15 protein-coding genes are annotated in these 14,816 nt (G+C 72.1%); 6 read left to right on the top strand and 9 right to left on the bottom strand.

Going from position 1 to position 14,816, the window contains the following annotated elements:
- Positions 1-110: 110 nt before the first annotated feature.
- The 5 genes from ychF to ACI379_RS04725 form a co-directional block, all read right to left on the bottom strand.
- Complete coding sequence (ychF, locus tag ACI379_RS04745) at positions 111-1,214, bottom strand: redox-regulated ATPase YchF (RefSeq protein WP_439790919.1); 1,104 nt, start codon at positions 1,212-1,214, stop codon at positions 111-113.
- A 132-nt stretch (positions 1,215-1,346) separates the two neighbouring features.
- Positions 1,347-2,342 (bottom strand): TIGR03557 family F420-dependent LLM class oxidoreductase, encoded by a 996-nt coding sequence (locus ACI379_RS04740; RefSeq protein ID WP_439790918.1) that lies wholly within the window; start codon positions 2,340-2,342, stop codon positions 1,347-1,349.
- Positions 2,343-2,372: 30 nt separating this feature from the next.
- On the bottom strand, positions 2,373-3,158 hold the full coding sequence (locus tag ACI379_RS04735; RefSeq protein WP_439790917.1) for a heme ABC transporter ATP-binding protein: 786 nt from the start codon (positions 3,156-3,158) through the stop codon (positions 2,373-2,375).
- The gene (locus ACI379_RS04730; RefSeq protein ID WP_439790916.1) at positions 3,155-4,213 is read right to left on the bottom strand and encodes a putative F420-0 ABC transporter permease subunit; all 1,059 of its coding nucleotides are present in this window, start codon (positions 4,211-4,213) and stop codon (positions 3,155-3,157) included. Before ACI379_RS04730 ends, ACI379_RS04735 begins: the two co-directional genes overlap by 4 nt.
- A 5-nt stretch (positions 4,214-4,218) precedes the next feature.
- Positions 4,219-5,217 carry a putative F420-0 ABC transporter substrate-binding protein gene (locus ACI379_RS04725; protein ID WP_439790915.1) on the bottom strand — a complete coding sequence of 333 codons (999 nt, stop codon included), beginning with the start codon at positions 5,215-5,217 and terminating at the stop codon, positions 4,219-4,221.
- A gap of 166 nt (positions 5,218-5,383) precedes the next feature.
- On the opposite strand from ACI379_RS04725, the gene ACI379_RS04720 reads away from it, so the two are divergent.
- From ACI379_RS04720 to ACI379_RS04700, 5 genes are read left to right on the top strand one after another with little or no spacing between them, the layout of a single operon-like run.
- Complete coding sequence (locus tag ACI379_RS04720) at positions 5,384-5,914, top strand: PH domain-containing protein (protein ID WP_439790914.1); 531 nt, start codon at positions 5,384-5,386, stop codon at positions 5,912-5,914.
- Positions 5,911-7,488, top strand: a complete 1,578-nt coding sequence (locus ACI379_RS04715; RefSeq protein ID WP_439790913.1) for a PH domain-containing protein — start codon at positions 5,911-5,913, stop codon at positions 7,486-7,488. Before ACI379_RS04720 ends, ACI379_RS04715 begins: the two co-directional genes overlap by 4 nt.
- 9 nt (positions 7,489-7,497) lie before the next feature.
- Positions 7,498-8,280, top strand: a complete 783-nt coding sequence (locus ACI379_RS04710) for an exodeoxyribonuclease III (RefSeq protein WP_439790912.1) — start codon at positions 7,498-7,500, stop codon at positions 8,278-8,280.
- Positions 8,281-8,336: 56 nt separating this feature from the next.
- A complete protein-coding gene (locus ACI379_RS04705; RefSeq protein ID WP_439790911.1) occupies positions 8,337-9,557 on the top strand; it encodes a DNA recombination protein RmuC in 1,221 nt (406 codons plus the stop codon).
- Positions 9,558-9,579: 22 nt separating this feature from the next.
- Complete coding sequence (locus tag ACI379_RS04700; protein ID WP_439790910.1) at positions 9,580-9,987, top strand: DUF6542 domain-containing protein; 408 nt, start codon at positions 9,580-9,582, stop codon at positions 9,985-9,987.
- A 9-nt stretch (positions 9,988-9,996) separates the two neighbouring features.
- On the opposite strand, the gene ACI379_RS04695 is transcribed toward ACI379_RS04700, so the two are convergent.
- A complete protein-coding gene (locus tag ACI379_RS04695; protein ID WP_439790909.1) occupies positions 9,997-10,620 on the bottom strand; it encodes an L-threonylcarbamoyladenylate synthase in 624 nt (207 codons plus the stop codon).
- 20 nt (positions 10,621-10,640) lie between these two features.
- Positions 10,641-11,489 carry a LuxR C-terminal-related transcriptional regulator gene (locus ACI379_RS04690; RefSeq protein ID WP_439790908.1) on the bottom strand — a complete coding sequence of 283 codons (849 nt, stop codon included), beginning with the start codon at positions 11,487-11,489 and terminating at the stop codon, positions 10,641-10,643.
- A gap of 236 nt (positions 11,490-11,725) precedes the next feature.
- On the opposite strand from ACI379_RS04690, the gene ACI379_RS04685 reads away from it, so the two are divergent.
- Positions 11,726-13,108, top strand: coding sequence for an MFS transporter (locus ACI379_RS04685; protein WP_439790907.1), 1,383 nt, complete (start codon positions 11,726-11,728; stop codon positions 13,106-13,108).
- Between the two features lie 96 nt (positions 13,109-13,204).
- On the opposite strand, the gene ACI379_RS04680 is transcribed toward ACI379_RS04685, so the two are convergent.
- A complete protein-coding gene (locus ACI379_RS04680; RefSeq protein ID WP_439790906.1) occupies positions 13,205-14,224 on the bottom strand; it encodes a 4-hydroxy-3-methylbut-2-enyl diphosphate reductase in 1,020 nt (339 codons plus the stop codon).
- A gap of 43 nt (positions 14,225-14,267) precedes the next feature.
- Positions 14,268-14,816, bottom strand: a 549-nt coding sequence (locus ACI379_RS04675; RefSeq protein WP_439790905.1) for a methyltransferase, incomplete at its 5' end; no start/stop codon positions are given.

Raw genomic sequence — 14,816 nt, 5'->3', positions numbered from 1 at the left:
TGGATCAGATCGATCGAGCAACGCACGGTCGGGGCCGGCGTGTCGGTGGTGTGTGTGGTCATGGTGTCTCCTTGGTTGGGAACGACCTCAGTCAGTCCCCGGAGACACGCCTACTTCTTGGTTGTAGACGTTGCTCCGAAGCGGAACTCGACGACATCCCCGTCGACCATCACGTAGTCCTTGCCCTCCATGCGGACCTTGCCGGCCTCCTTGGCCTTGACCATGGTCCCGGCGGCGAGGAGGTCGTCGAAGGAGACGATCTCGGCCTTGATGAAGCCCTTCTGGAAGTCCGTGTGGATCACGCCGGCGGCCTCGGGGGCGGTGTCGCCCTTCCTGATCGTCCAGGCGCGGGTCTCCTTGGGACCGGCGGTGAGGTACGTCTGCAGGCCCAGGGTGTCGAAGCCGACGCGGGCCAGCACCTCCAGGCCGGGCTCGGTGACGCCGGCCTCGGCGAGGAACTCCGCGGCCTCCTCGTCGTCGAGCTCGATCAGCTCGGACTCGAACTTGGCGTCGAGGAAGATCGCCTCGGCCGGCGCGACGAGCTCGCGCATCTTGGCCTTGAGGTCCTCGTCGTGCAGCTCGTCGGAGTCGCAGTTGAAGACGTAGATGAACGGCTTCGCGGTCAGCAGCGACAGCTCGCGGATCAGCCCGCGGTCGATCTTTCCTTCGTTGATCAGCGCGATGATCGGCGTGCCCGACTCCAGCGCCGCCTTGGCCGCGACGGCAGCGTCGAGGTTGGCGACGAGCTCCTTGTTCTTGCGCGACTCCTTCTCCAGACGCTGCACCGCGCGCTCGACCGTCTCCAGGTCGGCGAGGATCAGCTCGGTCTGGATGGTGGAGATGTCGTTGCCGGGGTTGACCTCACCGTCGACGTGGGTGACGTCCTCGTCGCGGAAGACGCGGGTCACCTGGCAGATCGCCGCCGACTCACGGATGTGGGAGAGGAACTTGTTGCCCAGGCCCTCACCCTGCGAGGCGCCGCGCACGATGCCGGCGATGTCGACGAACTCGACGGTCGCGGGGAGGATCTTCTCCGAACCGAAGATCTCGGCCAGCTGGGGCAGCCTCTCGTCGGGGACACCGACGACGCCCACGTTGGGCTCGATCGTCGCGAACGGGTAGTTCGCCGCGAGCACGTCGTTCTTGGTCAGGGCGTTGAAAAGCGTCGACTTGCCTGCGTTCGGGAGTCCGACGATGCCGATGGTGAGAGCCACGTGACGTGATTCTAGGGCCGGTCGGGGGCCCACGCGGATTCGGCGGTCGTACACCGACAGGATCAATGGCCGAGCAGGCCACTCACGGACCCGTTCAGGCGGATTGTTCCTGTCCGGGTACGCGCCAGCGGGTCACCCCAGCGCCGGCAGGACCTCACGGGCGAAGACGTCCAGGAAAGCCGCCTGGTTGACCCCCACGTTCTGCACGAAGACCCGGTCGTAGCCCAGGTCGAGGTACCGCTGGATCTCGGCCGCGTGCACCGCCGGGTCGCTGCTGATCGGCACCCGACCCGCCAGGTCCTCGGGGCGTACGAGTCGCGCGATCTGCTCGATCAGCTGCGGCGAGCGCAGGTCACCGCGGGCGAACCGCATCGCCGCGATCGGGTACATCTCCGCGGTCTGCGCCAGCGCCTGCTCCTCGCTCGGCGCCCACGACAGGTTGAGGTGCAGCCAGCGCGGCATCGTCGAGGCGTCCTTGCCGGCCTCCTTCGCCCCCGCCGCGAACCGGTCCAGCACCAGCGCCGCCTGCTCGTACGACACCCCCACCGCCAGCAGCCCGTCGGCGGCACGCCCGGCCCGCTTCGCGGTCACCGGCCCGCCCGTGGCCACCAGCACCTGCGGCGCCCGCGGCGGCATCGTCCACAGCCGCGTCGTCTCGCAGGTGAAGTGCTCTCCCGCGAACCGGATGTCACGCCCCGCCACCGACGCCGCGAAGAGCCGGCGGATCAGGTCGACGGCCTCGAAGAGCCGGTTGATCCGCTCCGGCGCCTCCGGCCAGTACCCGCCGGTGACGTGCTCGTGCAGCGCCTCGCCCGCGCTCAACGTCAGCCAGTGCCGCTCCGGGTGCATCGCCGCCAGCGTCGCGCTGGCCTGGGCGATCGCCACCGGGTGCATCCGCGCGCCCGGAACCGCCATGCCCGGCCCGAAGTCGCCGCTGGTGTGCTCGGCCAGCGCCGCCAGCACCGGCCACACGTTGGGGGCCTGCCCCAACGACGGCAGCCACGGCTGGAACAGGTCCGCCACCAGCGTCCCCGAGAAGCCCGCCCGCTCCGCCAGCACGGCCAGGTCGACCGCCTCGCGCGGCGTGACCCGGTCGACGGCGGCGACGTACCCCACGCGTCCGCTCACGGTCCCTCCTCCTGCTGGGTGCGCCCCATCCTAGGGACGCGGCGAGAAGGCGATCAGCGGGCGCCCGGTCCGCGGGTGGGTGAGCACGTCGGCGACGACGCCGTACGTCTCCTCGATCACCTCAGGCACCAGCACGGCTGCGACCTCCCCCGCGGCCGCCACGCGTCCGCCGGCCAGCACCACGACGTGGTCGCAGTACGCCGCCGCCAGGTTGAGGTCGTGCAGGGCGGCCAGCACGGTCGTCCCGGTCGCGGCGAGGTCGCGCAGCAGCGACAGGGTGCGCAGCTGGGCGCGTACGTCGAGGTGGTTGGTCGGCTCGTCCAGCATCAAGAGCTGCGGCTCCTGGGCCAGTGCGCGAGCCAGGTGCACCCGCTGCTGCTCGCCGCCGGACAGGGCGCCCACCGAGCGGCCCTCGAACTCGTCGGCCTCGGCCCGCTTCATCGCCTGGGAGACGGCGTCCGGGTCGCCCGGGCCCTCGAAGCCCCACAGCGAGCGGTGCGGGGTCCGGCCCAGCTCGACGGCCTGGCGCACCGACAGCGAGAACTCGCTGCGCGCGTCCTGCTCCACCAGCGCCACCCGACGCGCCCGCTCCCGGCGGCCCAGGGCCGTCAGGTCGACGCCGTCGAGGACGACCCGGCCGCCCGGTGCGGGCAGGGCGCCCGCCATCCCCCGCAGCAGGGTCGACTTGCCGGCACCGTTGGGACCGACCAGCGCAACCACGCTGCCCGCCGGCACCGAGAACGCGACGTCGTCGACGATCCGGCGACCGCCCAGGTCGACGCTGACGCCCTCGACCTCGAGCGCGGCCGCGCTCATGCCCGCTCCCGGTTCCGTACGAGGACCGCCACGAAGACGGGGGCACCGATGAGGACGGTGATGATGCCCACCGGCAGCTCGCGCGGCTCGAAGAGCGTCCGCGCCGCCGTGTCGACCCAGATCATGAAGACGGCCCCCACCAGCGCCGAGAGCGGCAGCAGCAGCGCGTGCCGGGCACCGACGAGGAGGCGTACGGCGTTGGGCAGCACCAGGCCGACGAACCCGATCGAACCGCTCACCGACACCATCGCGCCGGTCAGCAGCGCCGTCCCGGTCAGCAGCAGCCACCGTGTCCTCGACACAGCCACACCCAGGGCGGCGGCCGCGGAGTCGCCGAACGCGAACGCGTCCAGCACCCGACCGCCCAGGACCACCGGCACGCCGACCACGAGCAGGGTGACCCAGCCGATCGCGACGCTCCCCCAGTCGGCGCTGGCCAGCGAGCCGAGCAGCCAGTTGAGGATCTGCCGGTACGAGTCGCCCTGGGTGTTCCAGAAGATCACCAGCGAGGTGATCGCGCCCGCGAACGAGGAGACCGCCAGGCCACTCAGGACCGTACGGCTCGGCGTGATCGCACCGAGCGCGCGGGCCAGCAGCAGCGTCCCGGCCAGCGCCAGCATCGCACCGGAGAACGCCGCCACCGGCAGCGCCACGGCGAGCCCGGTGAGCAGCACCAGGACCGCACCGAGCGAGGCGCCCGAGGAGAGGCCGAGCAGGTACGGGTCGGCCAGCGGGTTGCGGGTCAGGGCCTGCATGACCACGCCGCTGATCGCCAGCCCCGCGCCGACCGCGCCCGCGGTCAGCACCCGCGGCAGCCGCAGCTCCCACACGATGCCGTCGCGGATCACGCTCAGCTCCGACGCCGTCCCGAACAGGTGGTGCGAGATCGAGCCCCACACCTGCGCGGCCGTGAGGTCGGCGGCGCCGATCGTGACCGCGCCCAGGATCGACACCGGCAGCGCCGCCAGCGCGAGCACCCACACCACCGCGGCCCGGACGGCCGTCGAGGCGACGACCGCACGGGGCTGGCGGCGGGCGAGGCTCACACTGGACACGGCGCTCACTCCTGGCCGAGCAGCCCGAGCTCGCCCAGCTGGGCGCCGAGGTCGGCGGCGGCGGGCACGGAGCGTACGCCGGCCTCCGCCGCGGGGAACGGGATCGTCAGGTAGCGCTTCGCCTTGACCGCGGAGAGCGCCGCGGTGGCCGGGTTGGACTCGAGCGCCTTGATCTTCTGCTCGGCCGAGTTCCAGGTGGCGTCGACCAGGACGATCACGTCCGGGTCGGCGTCCACGATCGCCTCCCAGCCCAGGGAGGTCCAGGTGGCGTGCTCGGTGACCACGTTGGTGAGGCCGACCGCGTCGAGCATCATCTGCGGGGCGCCGATCGCGCCCCCGACGAACGGGGTGTTCTCGCCCGACGACCACCACAGGGCCGTGGTGCCCTCGACAGCGGTGGGCACCTCGGCCAGCTCGGCGCGCTGCCTGTCGACGAGCTCCGCGGCGGCGTCCTGCTCGTCGAGGAGATCACCGGCCTCGGCGAACTGGTCGAAGAGCGCGTCGAACGTCATCGGGTCCGGCTGGTACTCCTTCTCCTGGCACGCGGCCGGGGAGACGTACGTGGCGACGCCCAGCTTGGCCAGGGTCTCCCGCTCGCCGGCGGTGTCGGCGGCCAGGTTGGACTCCCAGCCGGCCAGGACCAGGTCGGGCTCGACGCCGAGCACGACCTCCTGACTGGGCGCCTGCTCGGAGAGGACCTCCACGTCGGCCAGGCCGTCGGCCCACTCCTCAGGGGCGGGGCCGTCGGCGAACCCGGTCCCCACCAAGCGGTCGGCGGCGCCGAGCGCAGCGACCAGCTCGATCGAGGTGGACTTGATCGCCACGATCCGCTGCGGGACGGCGTCGAGCTCGACCGGGGTGCCGCAGTTGTCGACGCTGAAGGCGTACGAGCCGGTCGTCTCGTCTGGGGTGTCGGACTCGGCGGACGAGCCGCAGGCAGCGAGCGGGACGGCCAGCGCGACGGCGAGGGCAGCAAGAGGGGCACGACGGATGCGTCGGTTCACGAAGGTCTCCGGAGTTTCGGGTACGGGCGGGAGGCGTTCGCGAGACGTCTGCGAACGCGGATCAACCGCCCCAAGTCCGGGGATGGAACACCGGGCAAGGTCAGTGCCCGGCGGATCGCGACGATGGTAGCGCTCCGTGTCGGTGGCGTGTGACAGAGTCCTGCACGTGAGCAGCGATCACGACACTCCCGTCCCTCTGTCCCCCGACGCGGGCCTCGCGCTGCGCGAGCCGGCCAACCGGGTCTCACCGCGCGCGGTGACGTACTGGAGGGTCACGGCACTGGTGTGGGACGTCGTGCTCTGCGTGGCGCTGGCCGTCGGCTGGTTCTTCGTCCCGGGCCGCCCCTGGTGGGCCACGCTGCTGCTCGTGGCGTTCGTCGTGTACGCGGTGGCGCACGTGACGGCGATGCCGACGATCCGCTACCGGGTCCACCGCTGGGAGGTCACCGACGAGGCGATCCACACCCGGTCAGGCTGGATCGGCCGCGAGACCCGGATCGCCCCGATCAACCGGGTCCAGACCGTCGACTTCTCCCAGGGCGCGATCATGCGGGCCTTCGGGATCGCCGCCCTCACCGTCACCACCGCCTCGGCCGCCGGACCGATCACCATCACCGGGCTCGACGCCGAGGAGACGCGCGAACTCGCCGCCCGGCTGACCGCGATCACTGCCGCCGACGAGGGCGACGCGACGTGAGCCGGTTCCGTCCCGAGGGCGAGGGCTGGGAGCGCGTCAACGCCAAAAAACTCCTCGTCGACCCGTTCAAGGTCCTCAAGGAGGCCGCGATCCCGGCCGTCGGTGGTCTGATCGCGCTGTTCTCCAGCGGCCGCCCCGAGCTCGCACTCATCGCCGTGCCGCTGGCCCTCGCCATCATCGCCGCCGTCGCCGTGATCCCCTGGCTGACGACGTACTACCGCGTCGACGCGGACCGGCTCGAGATGCACACCGGTCTGCTCAACCGCAAGAAGCGCACCGCTCCGCTCGAGCGGGTCCGCAGCGTCGACCTCACCGCGGGAGTGCTGCACCGGGTGCTGGGGCTGCGCAAGGTCGAGATCGGCACCGGTGTCGACGACGAGCAGTTCGCGCTCGACGCGTTGGCGGTCAACGACGCCGAGCAGCTGCGTACGGTCCTCCTCGCCAAGCGGGCGCAGGCCCCAGCGAGCGCGCCGACCGCACCGGTCGAGGCCGTGCCCGGCGGCGACGGCTGGGGCGAGCCGACGTCGGCCCCGCTGGCACCGGCTCCCGCACCGGTCGAGCTGGCCCGCTTCGAGTGGTCGTGGGCGCGGTTCGCTCCACTCAGCCTGACCCGGCTGGTCGTGCTCGCCGCCGCGATCGGTTTCCTCAGCCAGTTCGTCGACGACCTGCCCATCTTCGACGCCGACCACCTCAAGGACGCGTGGGCCTGGGTCACCTCGTTCTCCGTCGTGCTGGTGGTGCTCGTCGTGCTCGTCGGTGCCGTGGTGCTGTGGTGCCTGGCGGCGGTCTCCGAGTACGTCGCGAAGTGGTGGGCCCTGCGCCTTGTCAGCGACGGCGACAACCTCAACCTCACCGCCGGCCTCTTCTCGACCCGGTCGACCAGCGTCGAGGAGAAGCGGGTCCGCGGGGTCGACCTGCGTGAACCGCTGCTGATGCGCGCCGCGCACGGCGCCGAGATCTCCGCCATGACGACCGGCCTGTCCGACAACACCCCCAGCCTGCTGCCCGCGGTGCCCCTGTCGGTGGCCCAGCGCGTCGGCGCCGAGGTCCTCGGCGACCCGCTGCCGATGACCACGCCGCTGGTGCCGCACGGCTGGCTGGCCCGCCGCCGTGCGTACGTCGGTGCGCTCATCGACATCGCGATCACCGCCGTGATCGTCGGCGTGCTCGAGTGGGCGATCGACCGGTGGCCCGACACGTTCGCCTGGGCGCCCGAGCTGGTGCTGCGGCTGCCGTGGGTGCTGCTGGGGATCACCGCGGTGCTCAGCGCGGTCGCGGCGGAGGCGTCGTACCGCCACCTTGGTCACGCGCTGACCGAGCGCCACCTGGTGGTGGGCTCGGGCACCTTCACGCGGCGACGCGAGGTCCTGCAGCGCGACGGCATCATCGGCTGGGTGATCGAGCAGTCGATCTTCCAGCGCCGTCTCGGGCTGGCCGACCTGGTCGCCACGACGGCGGCGGGTGGCGAGTCCGTACGCCTGCACGACGTCGCCCTCCCGGTCGCGGTCGCGCTGGCGCACGCCTCGTCCCCGCACGCGGTGGGCGAGTTCCTGGACGCGCCGGCGTCCGCCTAGGGTTGCGGAGTGCGCATCGCGACCTGGAACGTCAACTCGCTCCGCTCCCGCATCGACCGCGTCGAGGCCTTCCTGGCCCGGCACGAGGTCGACGTGCTGGCCGTCCAGGAGACCAAGGCCAAGCCCGACCAGCTGCCGCTGATGGGCATCGAGTCGGCCGGGTACGAGTCGGCCGTGGTCGGCCTCAACCAGTGGAACGGCGTGGCGGTCTTCTCCCGCGTCGGGCTGGACGACGTGACCGTCGGGTTCCCCGGCCAGCCGCCGTTCGGCGACCCGGGCGAGGCGGAGGCGCGTGCCATCGGCGCCGTCTGCGGCGGCGTCCGGATCTGGTCCCTGTACGTCCCCAACGGGCGCAAGGTCGACGACCCGCACTACCTCTACAAGCTCGACTGGCTGGCGCGACTGCGCGAGTCGTCGCGTGAGTGGCTGGACACCCCCACCGCGCTGGTCGGCGACTGGAACATCGCCCCGCTGGACACCGACGTGTTCGACATGGCCCAGTTCCGCGGCAAGACCCACGTGACGCCCGCCGAGCGCGACGCCTTCGCCGCCTTCGGTGAGGACGGCTGGTCCGAGGTGACCCGCGCCCACGCCCCGTCGTACACGTACTGGGACTACTACCGTCAGCGTTTCGAGCGCGACCGCGGCCTGAAGATCGACTTCGCGCTGGCCTCGCCACCGCTCGCCGAGCGCGTGACCGGCGCCTTCGTGGACCGCGAGGAGCGCGACCCGAACGTGTTCCCCGGGGCCCCGTCCGACCACGCCCCGGTGGTCATCGACATCGCCGACTGACCGGACGCCCCGGCCGGGCTCGCCGAAATGTCAGTGGCACCCGGCAGGCTGGCCGCATGGACACGTTGATCTCGCTGGGGCTGGTTCTCCTCGGGCTGCTGCTCGGCCTCGGGCTGGGCGGGCTGATCGGGGTGCTGTGGTCGCGCACCCGTGCCACCACCGACGACCCGGTCACCTCGCGCGCCCTCGAGCAGCGCACGGCCGACCACGCGGTCGTCACCGAGTCGTTGGCACGCCTGCACGACCAGCTCAACGACCTTGCCCGCGAGCGCAGCGCCTGGCAGGGCCAGCTGCACCAGCAGGTGCAGGAGATGCGCTTCTCCACCGAGACGCTGCGGCGTGAGACCCAGACCCTGTCGACCGCGTTGCGCAAGCCGCAGGTCCGCGGCCGGTGGGGAGAGATGCACCTGCGCCGCGTCGTCGAGCTCGCCGGACTGGTCGAGCGGTGCGACTTCTCCGAGCAGGTCCAGCGCGACGACGGCCGCGTACGTCCCGACCTCGTCGTCCACCTCGCCGGCGGCCGTCAGGTCGTCGTCGACGCCAAGGTCTCGCTCGACGCGTTCCTCGACGCCACGGGGGCCGACGACGAGGAGGCCCGCGAGCACCACCTCGCCCGGCACGCCCGCCAGCTGCGCCAGCACATCGACGCCCTCGGGGCCAAGGCGTACTGGCGCTCGTTCGAGCAGACGCCGGAGTTCGTCGTCATGTTCGTCCCGGCCGAGGCGTTCCTGTCCGCCGCACTGGAGTCCGAGGGGCGCCTGCTCGAGCACGCGGCCGAGCGCGGCGTCGTGCTGGCCACCCCCACCACGCTGATCGCCCTGCTGCGCACCGTCGCCCAGGGCTGGTCCCACGAGCGTCTCACCGAGCAGGCAGCGGAGGTCGCCGAGCTCGGCCGCACCCTGCACGAACGCCTCGCCACCATGGGCGGACACCTCGACCAGCTCGGGCGCTCCCTGGGCCGCGCCGTCGACGCGTACAACAGCTCCGTCGGATCGCTGGAGGGCAGGGTGCTGGTGACGGCCCGCCAGTTCGGCGATCTCGGCGTCACCGACGCACCGCTCGAGGGTCCGCGTCAGGTCACCTCCTCCCCCAGGACCCTCTCCGCCCCCGAGTTCGCGGCCCTGGGAGAGGCATCCGCTCCCCTCAGCACCCCGCAGGTCGAAGAGCTGGTGGAGCAGGACGACGCCTCCACCACCCAGCTCCTCCCGGGCCTCGCTGAGGGCCCCTCGGTGGGGCCGTCAGCCCGCGCCACGGCGCGCCGCGTCGAAGGAGCCTGAACTGGCGCTCTACGGTGACCCTGTGAGCCAGTCCAGGCCCTTCTGGGAAGTGGGGTTGGAAACCGGCCGGTCCCTGACCGCGCTCGGGTTCGCCGTCGCGCTCACCGCCGCCTGGATCAACGTGGCCCTCATGGACGGGGTCGGACTCTTCTACGACCTCGTCTTCATCACCCTGTGCCTGCTGCTCGCCTGGCTGGTGCGGCCCGAGGACTTCTACCTCGTCGCGACCCTCCCGCCGATCATCACCCTGGTCACCTTCGCCCTGATCGCGGCCGTGCAGCCCGAAGCCGTCGCCGACCCCGGCGACGGCTTCGCCCAGGCGCTGGTCACCGCGCTGGTGCACCACAGCCTGTCGTTCCTCGTGGGATTCCTGCTCTGCCTGGCCTGTCTGGGGCTGCGGATGCGCGCCGACGCCCGGGTGGACGCCTGAGCCGGCGGGTCAGACCTCGAACCGGCTGGCGTCGCCCGAGCCGTACCGCAGCACCTCCGGGGCGCCCTCGGACCAGTCGATGACGGTGGTCGGCTCGGCGATCACGTCGCCGGACTCGATGACCAGGTCGACGGAGTGGTCGAGCTCCTCCTTGACCTCCCAGCCCATCGTGCGGGCCTCGGTCTCGCCGGGCAGGATCAGCGTGCTGGTCAGGAGCGGCTCACCGAGCTCGGCCAGCAGCGTCTGCACCAGCACGTGGTCAGGGATCCGGACGCCGACGGTGCGCTTCTTGGGGTGCATGAGGCGCTTGGGCACCTCCGAGGTCGCAGGCAGGATGAACGTGTACGGCCCCGGCGTGGACGCCTTGATCGCCCGGAACGCGGAGTTGTCGACGTGCACGAACTGCCCCAGCTGCGCGAAGTCGCTGCACATCAGCGTGAAGTGGTGCTTGTCGTCGAGGTCGCGGATGCGCAGGATCCGGTCGCGGCCCTCGCGGTTGCCCAGCTGGGCGCCCAGCGCGTAGCCGGAATCGGTCGGGTAGGCGATGAGCGCGTCGTCCCGCAACGCCTCCACCACCTGGCTGATCAGCCGCGGCTGCGGGTTCTCGGGGTGGATGTCGAGGTATCGGGCCATGCGCCGAGTCTAGGCGGCCCTCAGCCCAGGAAGCCGCGCTGGCGGGCGGCGCGGCACGCGCGTACCCGGTTGTCCGCACCGAGCTTCGCCATCGCGGTCTTCATGTACGACTTCACCGTCGACTCGGTGAGGTTCAACGCCAGAGCGATCTCCAGGTTCGTGGCACCCTGCTCGGCGTGGCCGAGCACGTCGACCTCGCGGCGCGTGAGCGGCGACGGCACGCTGGGGCGGCGCGCCGCCGGACGGGTGCCGTCCACGCGGGCGAGCACGCGCTGCAGTCCCTCCCTGGTGTCCGGGTCCGTCGTGGCCTCCAGCAGCGCCTGCAGGTCGCTGCGCATGTCTGGGAGGTCGACGGTCGCGGCCCGCGCGAGGTCGGCACGCACCGCCTCGAGCCGACGCTGGGTCTCCACCGCGACGTGCAGGTCCGTGGCGGCCTCGACCACGACCGTGCGCAGGGCGTCGGCCGTACGCTCCCCCACCCCGTGCCCGCTGCGGTCGGCCAGGTAGAGGACCGCGACCGGCGTACGCCCCGGCGCCGCCAGCGGGAGCGAGATGATCGCCCGCAGTGACTCCGGCGCGACCGCGTGGTCGTAGCTGCGGGTGATGCCGCGGGCGTTGAGGTAGTCGCTGACCGCCGCCGGCCGCCGCAGGGCCAGCGCCTTGCCACCCAACCCCTCGCCGGCGCGTACCCGCAGGTTGGCCAGGGAGTTCGTCCGGGTGCCGCGCAGCGACGTGATCGACAGGTGGCTCTGCGCCGGGTGGACGAGACCCGCGAAGGCGATGTCCATCCCGGCAGCGCGCTGCGCCCGCGCGACGCACTGCTCGAGCAGCTGCGTCGTCTCGGCACTCGGTGGCGTGACCTGGTCCATCGCTGACCTCCTCCGCGGCGTCGTCGGCCGCGGAACCATGGTGAACAGTCGGCGACGCCACGGCGAGCGTTCTGCGGCCAGCGGCGCCCCTGCTGCGGCCAGCGGTTCGTGAGGCCCCGGTCACAGCGCCGAGCGGCACCCACCCACTTTGGGGGGTGCCGGGGCGCGTGATGGACGCCACACACTCACTCCTCGAAGCGGACGGACCTCCCGCCGCCCGGCACCTGGAGACACACATGAGTTCGACGATCCAGAGTTCAACCTCCTCCTCGGCGGACCCCCGCCACCGCGGCGAGCCCGGGGTCCCCGGCCAGCGCCGGGCGCCCGAGCCGGAGGCCAAGAAGCCGTCGATGGCGCGGGTGGCGTTCGCCGCCTGCATCGGCACCACGATCGAGTACTACGACTTCTTCATCTACGGCACGGCCGCGGCCCTGGTGTTCCCCCAGATCTTCTTCCCGGCCCTCGGCGCGACCGCCGGCACCGTCGCGTCGTTCGCGACGTTCTCGGTCGCCTTCATCGCCCGCCCGCTCGGCGCGGTCATCTTCGGCCACTACGGCGACAAGCTGGGACGCAAGAAGACACTGGTCACGACCCTGTTCCTGATGGGCTTCGCCACGGTGGCGATCGGCATGCTGCCCACGGCGGCCGCGATCGGCGTCCTCGCCCCGATCGCGCTGATCGTGCTCCGCTTCGCCCAGGGCCTCGCGGTCGGCGGCGAGTGGGCCGGCGCCAACCTCCTGGCCGTCGAGTACGCGCCCGAGGACAAGCGCGGCTTCTACGCCGTCTTCCCGCAGCTCGGCCCCGCGTTCGCCTTCCTGCTCTCCAGCGCGACCTTCCTGATCAGCGACCTCGTCCTGGGCTCCGACAGCTTCGTCCAGTTCGGCTGGCGCGTGCCGTTCCTGGTCTCCGGCCTGCTGGTCCTGGTAGGCCTCTACATCCGCATGAACATCGACGAGACCCCCGTCTTCAAGGCCGAGGCCGCCACCGCGCAGGCCGAGCCGGAGACCCGCAAGATGCCGTTCCTCGACGTGATCCGCACCCAGCCCCGCGAGATCCTGTTCTCCGGCGGCCTGATGGGCGTCTTCTTCGGCTTCTTCTACATGGGCACCTCCTACCTGACCGCGTACGGAACCTCCCCCGACGGCCCCGGCCTGGAGCGCCAGACGGTGCTCGCGATCGGCATCGTGGCCGCCCTCGCCCTGGCCGTGGCCACCCTCGTCGGCGGTTCGCTGTCCGACAAGATCGGCCGCAAGCGGGTGATCATCGGCTCCGCGATCGCTGCCGCGGTGTGGTCGCTGGCGCTGTTCCCCCTGCTCGACCAGGGCACCGCCGTGGCCTTCGGCATCGGCATCACCGTCACCCTGTGCATCTTCGGCGTCGCGTTCGGCCCGGTCGGCGCGTACCTGCCGGAGCTGTTCGAGACCCGCTTCCGCTACACCGGCGCCGGCACCGGCTACAACCTCGGCGGCGTGCTCGGCGGCGCCATCCCGCCGCTGCTGGCCCCCGGCCTGACCGCAAGCTACGGCTCCATCGCCGTCGGCATCATGCTCGCCGGTCTGGCGCTGGTCAGCATCGCGTGCACCGCCGCGCTCAGCGAGCGGTCCAGGATCCCCGCCTGACGCGACCGCGCCCGGCCGCCCCTCGGCCGTACGAGACACAGACGGGCCCCGACCACCTCACAGGTGGTCGGGGCCCGGTCCGTTCGTACGTGAGCCTCAGCCCTGGGCAGCCGCCTGCGCTGCCTTCTCGGCGGCGCGGATGTCCTTGCGCAGCTCCGGCGGGAGCGCGAAGATCAGCGACTCCTCGGCCGAGTGGACGGCGCGGGCGTCGGGGTAGCCCCGCTCGGACAGGAACGCCAGGACCCCCTGCACGAGCTCCTCGGGGACCGAGGCTCCGGAGGTGACCGAGACGGTCTCGACGCCGTCGAGCCACGCCTCGTCGATCTCGTGCGCGTAGTCGACCAGGTGCGAGGCCTTGGCGCCGGCCTCGAGCGCCACCTCGACCAGGCGGACCGAGTTGGAGGAGTTGCGCGAGCCGACCACGATCACCAGGTCGGAGTCCTTGGCGATCTCCTTGACCGCGAGCTGGCGGTTCTGGGTGGCGTAGCAGATGTCGTCGCTCGGCGGGTCGAGCAGCTGCGGGAACTTCTCCCGGATCGCCTTGACCGTCGCCATCGTCTCGTCGACCGACAGGGTGGTCTGCGAGAGCCAGGCGACCTTGGACGGGTCGCGGACCTCGACGGCGGCGACGTCCTCGGGCGACTCGACCAGCTGGATGTGGTCGGGCGCCTCCCCCGCGGTGCCCTCGACCTCCTCGTGGCCGGCGTGGCCGATCAGCAGGATGTCGTAGTCGTCGGCGGCGAAGCGCTTGGCCTCGTGGTGGACCTTGGTCACCAGCGGGCAGGTCGCGTCGATCGTCTTGAGGCTGCGGGTCGCCGCCTCGGCGTGGACGGCCGGCGAGACGCCGTGGGCGGAGAAGACGACGGTGGCGCCCTGGGGCACTTCGTCGAGTTCCTCGACGAAGATCGCGCCGCGCTCCTGCAGGGTGGCGACCACGTGCTTGTTGTGCACGATCTCCTTGCGGACGTACACCGGCGCGCCGTACAGGTCGAGCGCCTTCTCGACGGTGATCACGGCCCGGTCGACGCCGGCGCAGTAGCCGCGCGGCGCGGCGAGCAGCACGCTCTTGGCGCTCTCGGGGTCGAGGACCGGGGGGATGCCGAGGTCGGTGGTCATGCCTCGAGTCTATGGGGGCGTCCGGCACCGGACGACTCCGCGCTCACGACCGGCCGACCACCAGGGCGGTCGCGTCCAGCGCGGGGTCGGTGTGCACGGTGGCGAGGAGCCCGTGCGCGGCGTACATCGCGGCCGCCTCGTCGAGCTGGTCGGGCGCCAGCTCGACCAGCAGCACACCGTCGGGGGCGAGCCATCCAGAGACCTGTTCGGCGATGCGGCGGTGCACGGCCAGCCCGTCGGCCCCTCCGTCGAGCGCGCGGACCGGCTCGTGGAGCCTGGCCTCCGCCGGCATCGTGGCCAGTGCCCGGCTCGGCACGTACGGGGCGTTGGCGCTCACCACGTCGACGGTCCCCCGCCAGTGCGCCGGCACGGGCGCGAACAGGTCCCCGGTGAGGACCGCCGCTGACGGGTGGCCCGCCAGCGTGAGGGCGGCCGCAGCCGTGGCGGCGGGGTCGACGTCACACGCGAGTACCTCGGTCCCGGGGAGCTGGTCGAGGACGACGGCGGGGACCGGCGCCGCCCCGCAGCACAGGTCGAGCAGCCGGCCCGGGCCGGCGTCGGCGGCACGCGCGGCGAGGTGGCGTACGGCCAG

Source organism: Nocardioides sp., assembly GCF_051876515.1.
Taxonomy (GTDB): domain Bacteria; phylum Actinomycetota; class Actinomycetes; order Propionibacteriales; family Nocardioidaceae; genus Nocardioides.
This window is presented reverse-complemented; position numbering and strand designations above follow the sequence as displayed.

Coding starts and splice junctions, on each gene's coding strand:
- ACI379_RS04735 (WP_439790917.1), bottom strand. CDS start 3,158: ATGAGCGCGGCCGCGCTCGAGGTCGAGGGCGTCAGCGTCGACCTGGGC.
- ACI379_RS04705 (WP_439790911.1), top strand. CDS start 8,337: ATGGACACGTTGATCTCGCTGGGGCTGGTTCTCCTCGGGCTGCTGCTC.
- ACI379_RS04695 (WP_439790909.1), bottom strand. CDS start 10,620: ATGGCCCGATACCTCGACATCCACCCCGAGAACCCGCAGCCGCGGCTG.
- ACI379_RS04690 (WP_439790908.1), bottom strand. CDS start 11,489: ATGGACCAGGTCACGCCACCGAGTGCCGAGACGACGCAGCTGCTCGAG.
- ACI379_RS04685 (WP_439790907.1), top strand. CDS start 11,726: ATGAGTTCGACGATCCAGAGTTCAACCTCCTCCTCGGCGGACCCCCGC.
- ACI379_RS04680 (WP_439790906.1), bottom strand. CDS start 14,224: ATGACCACCGACCTCGGCATCCCCCCGGTCCTCGACCCCGAGAGCGCC.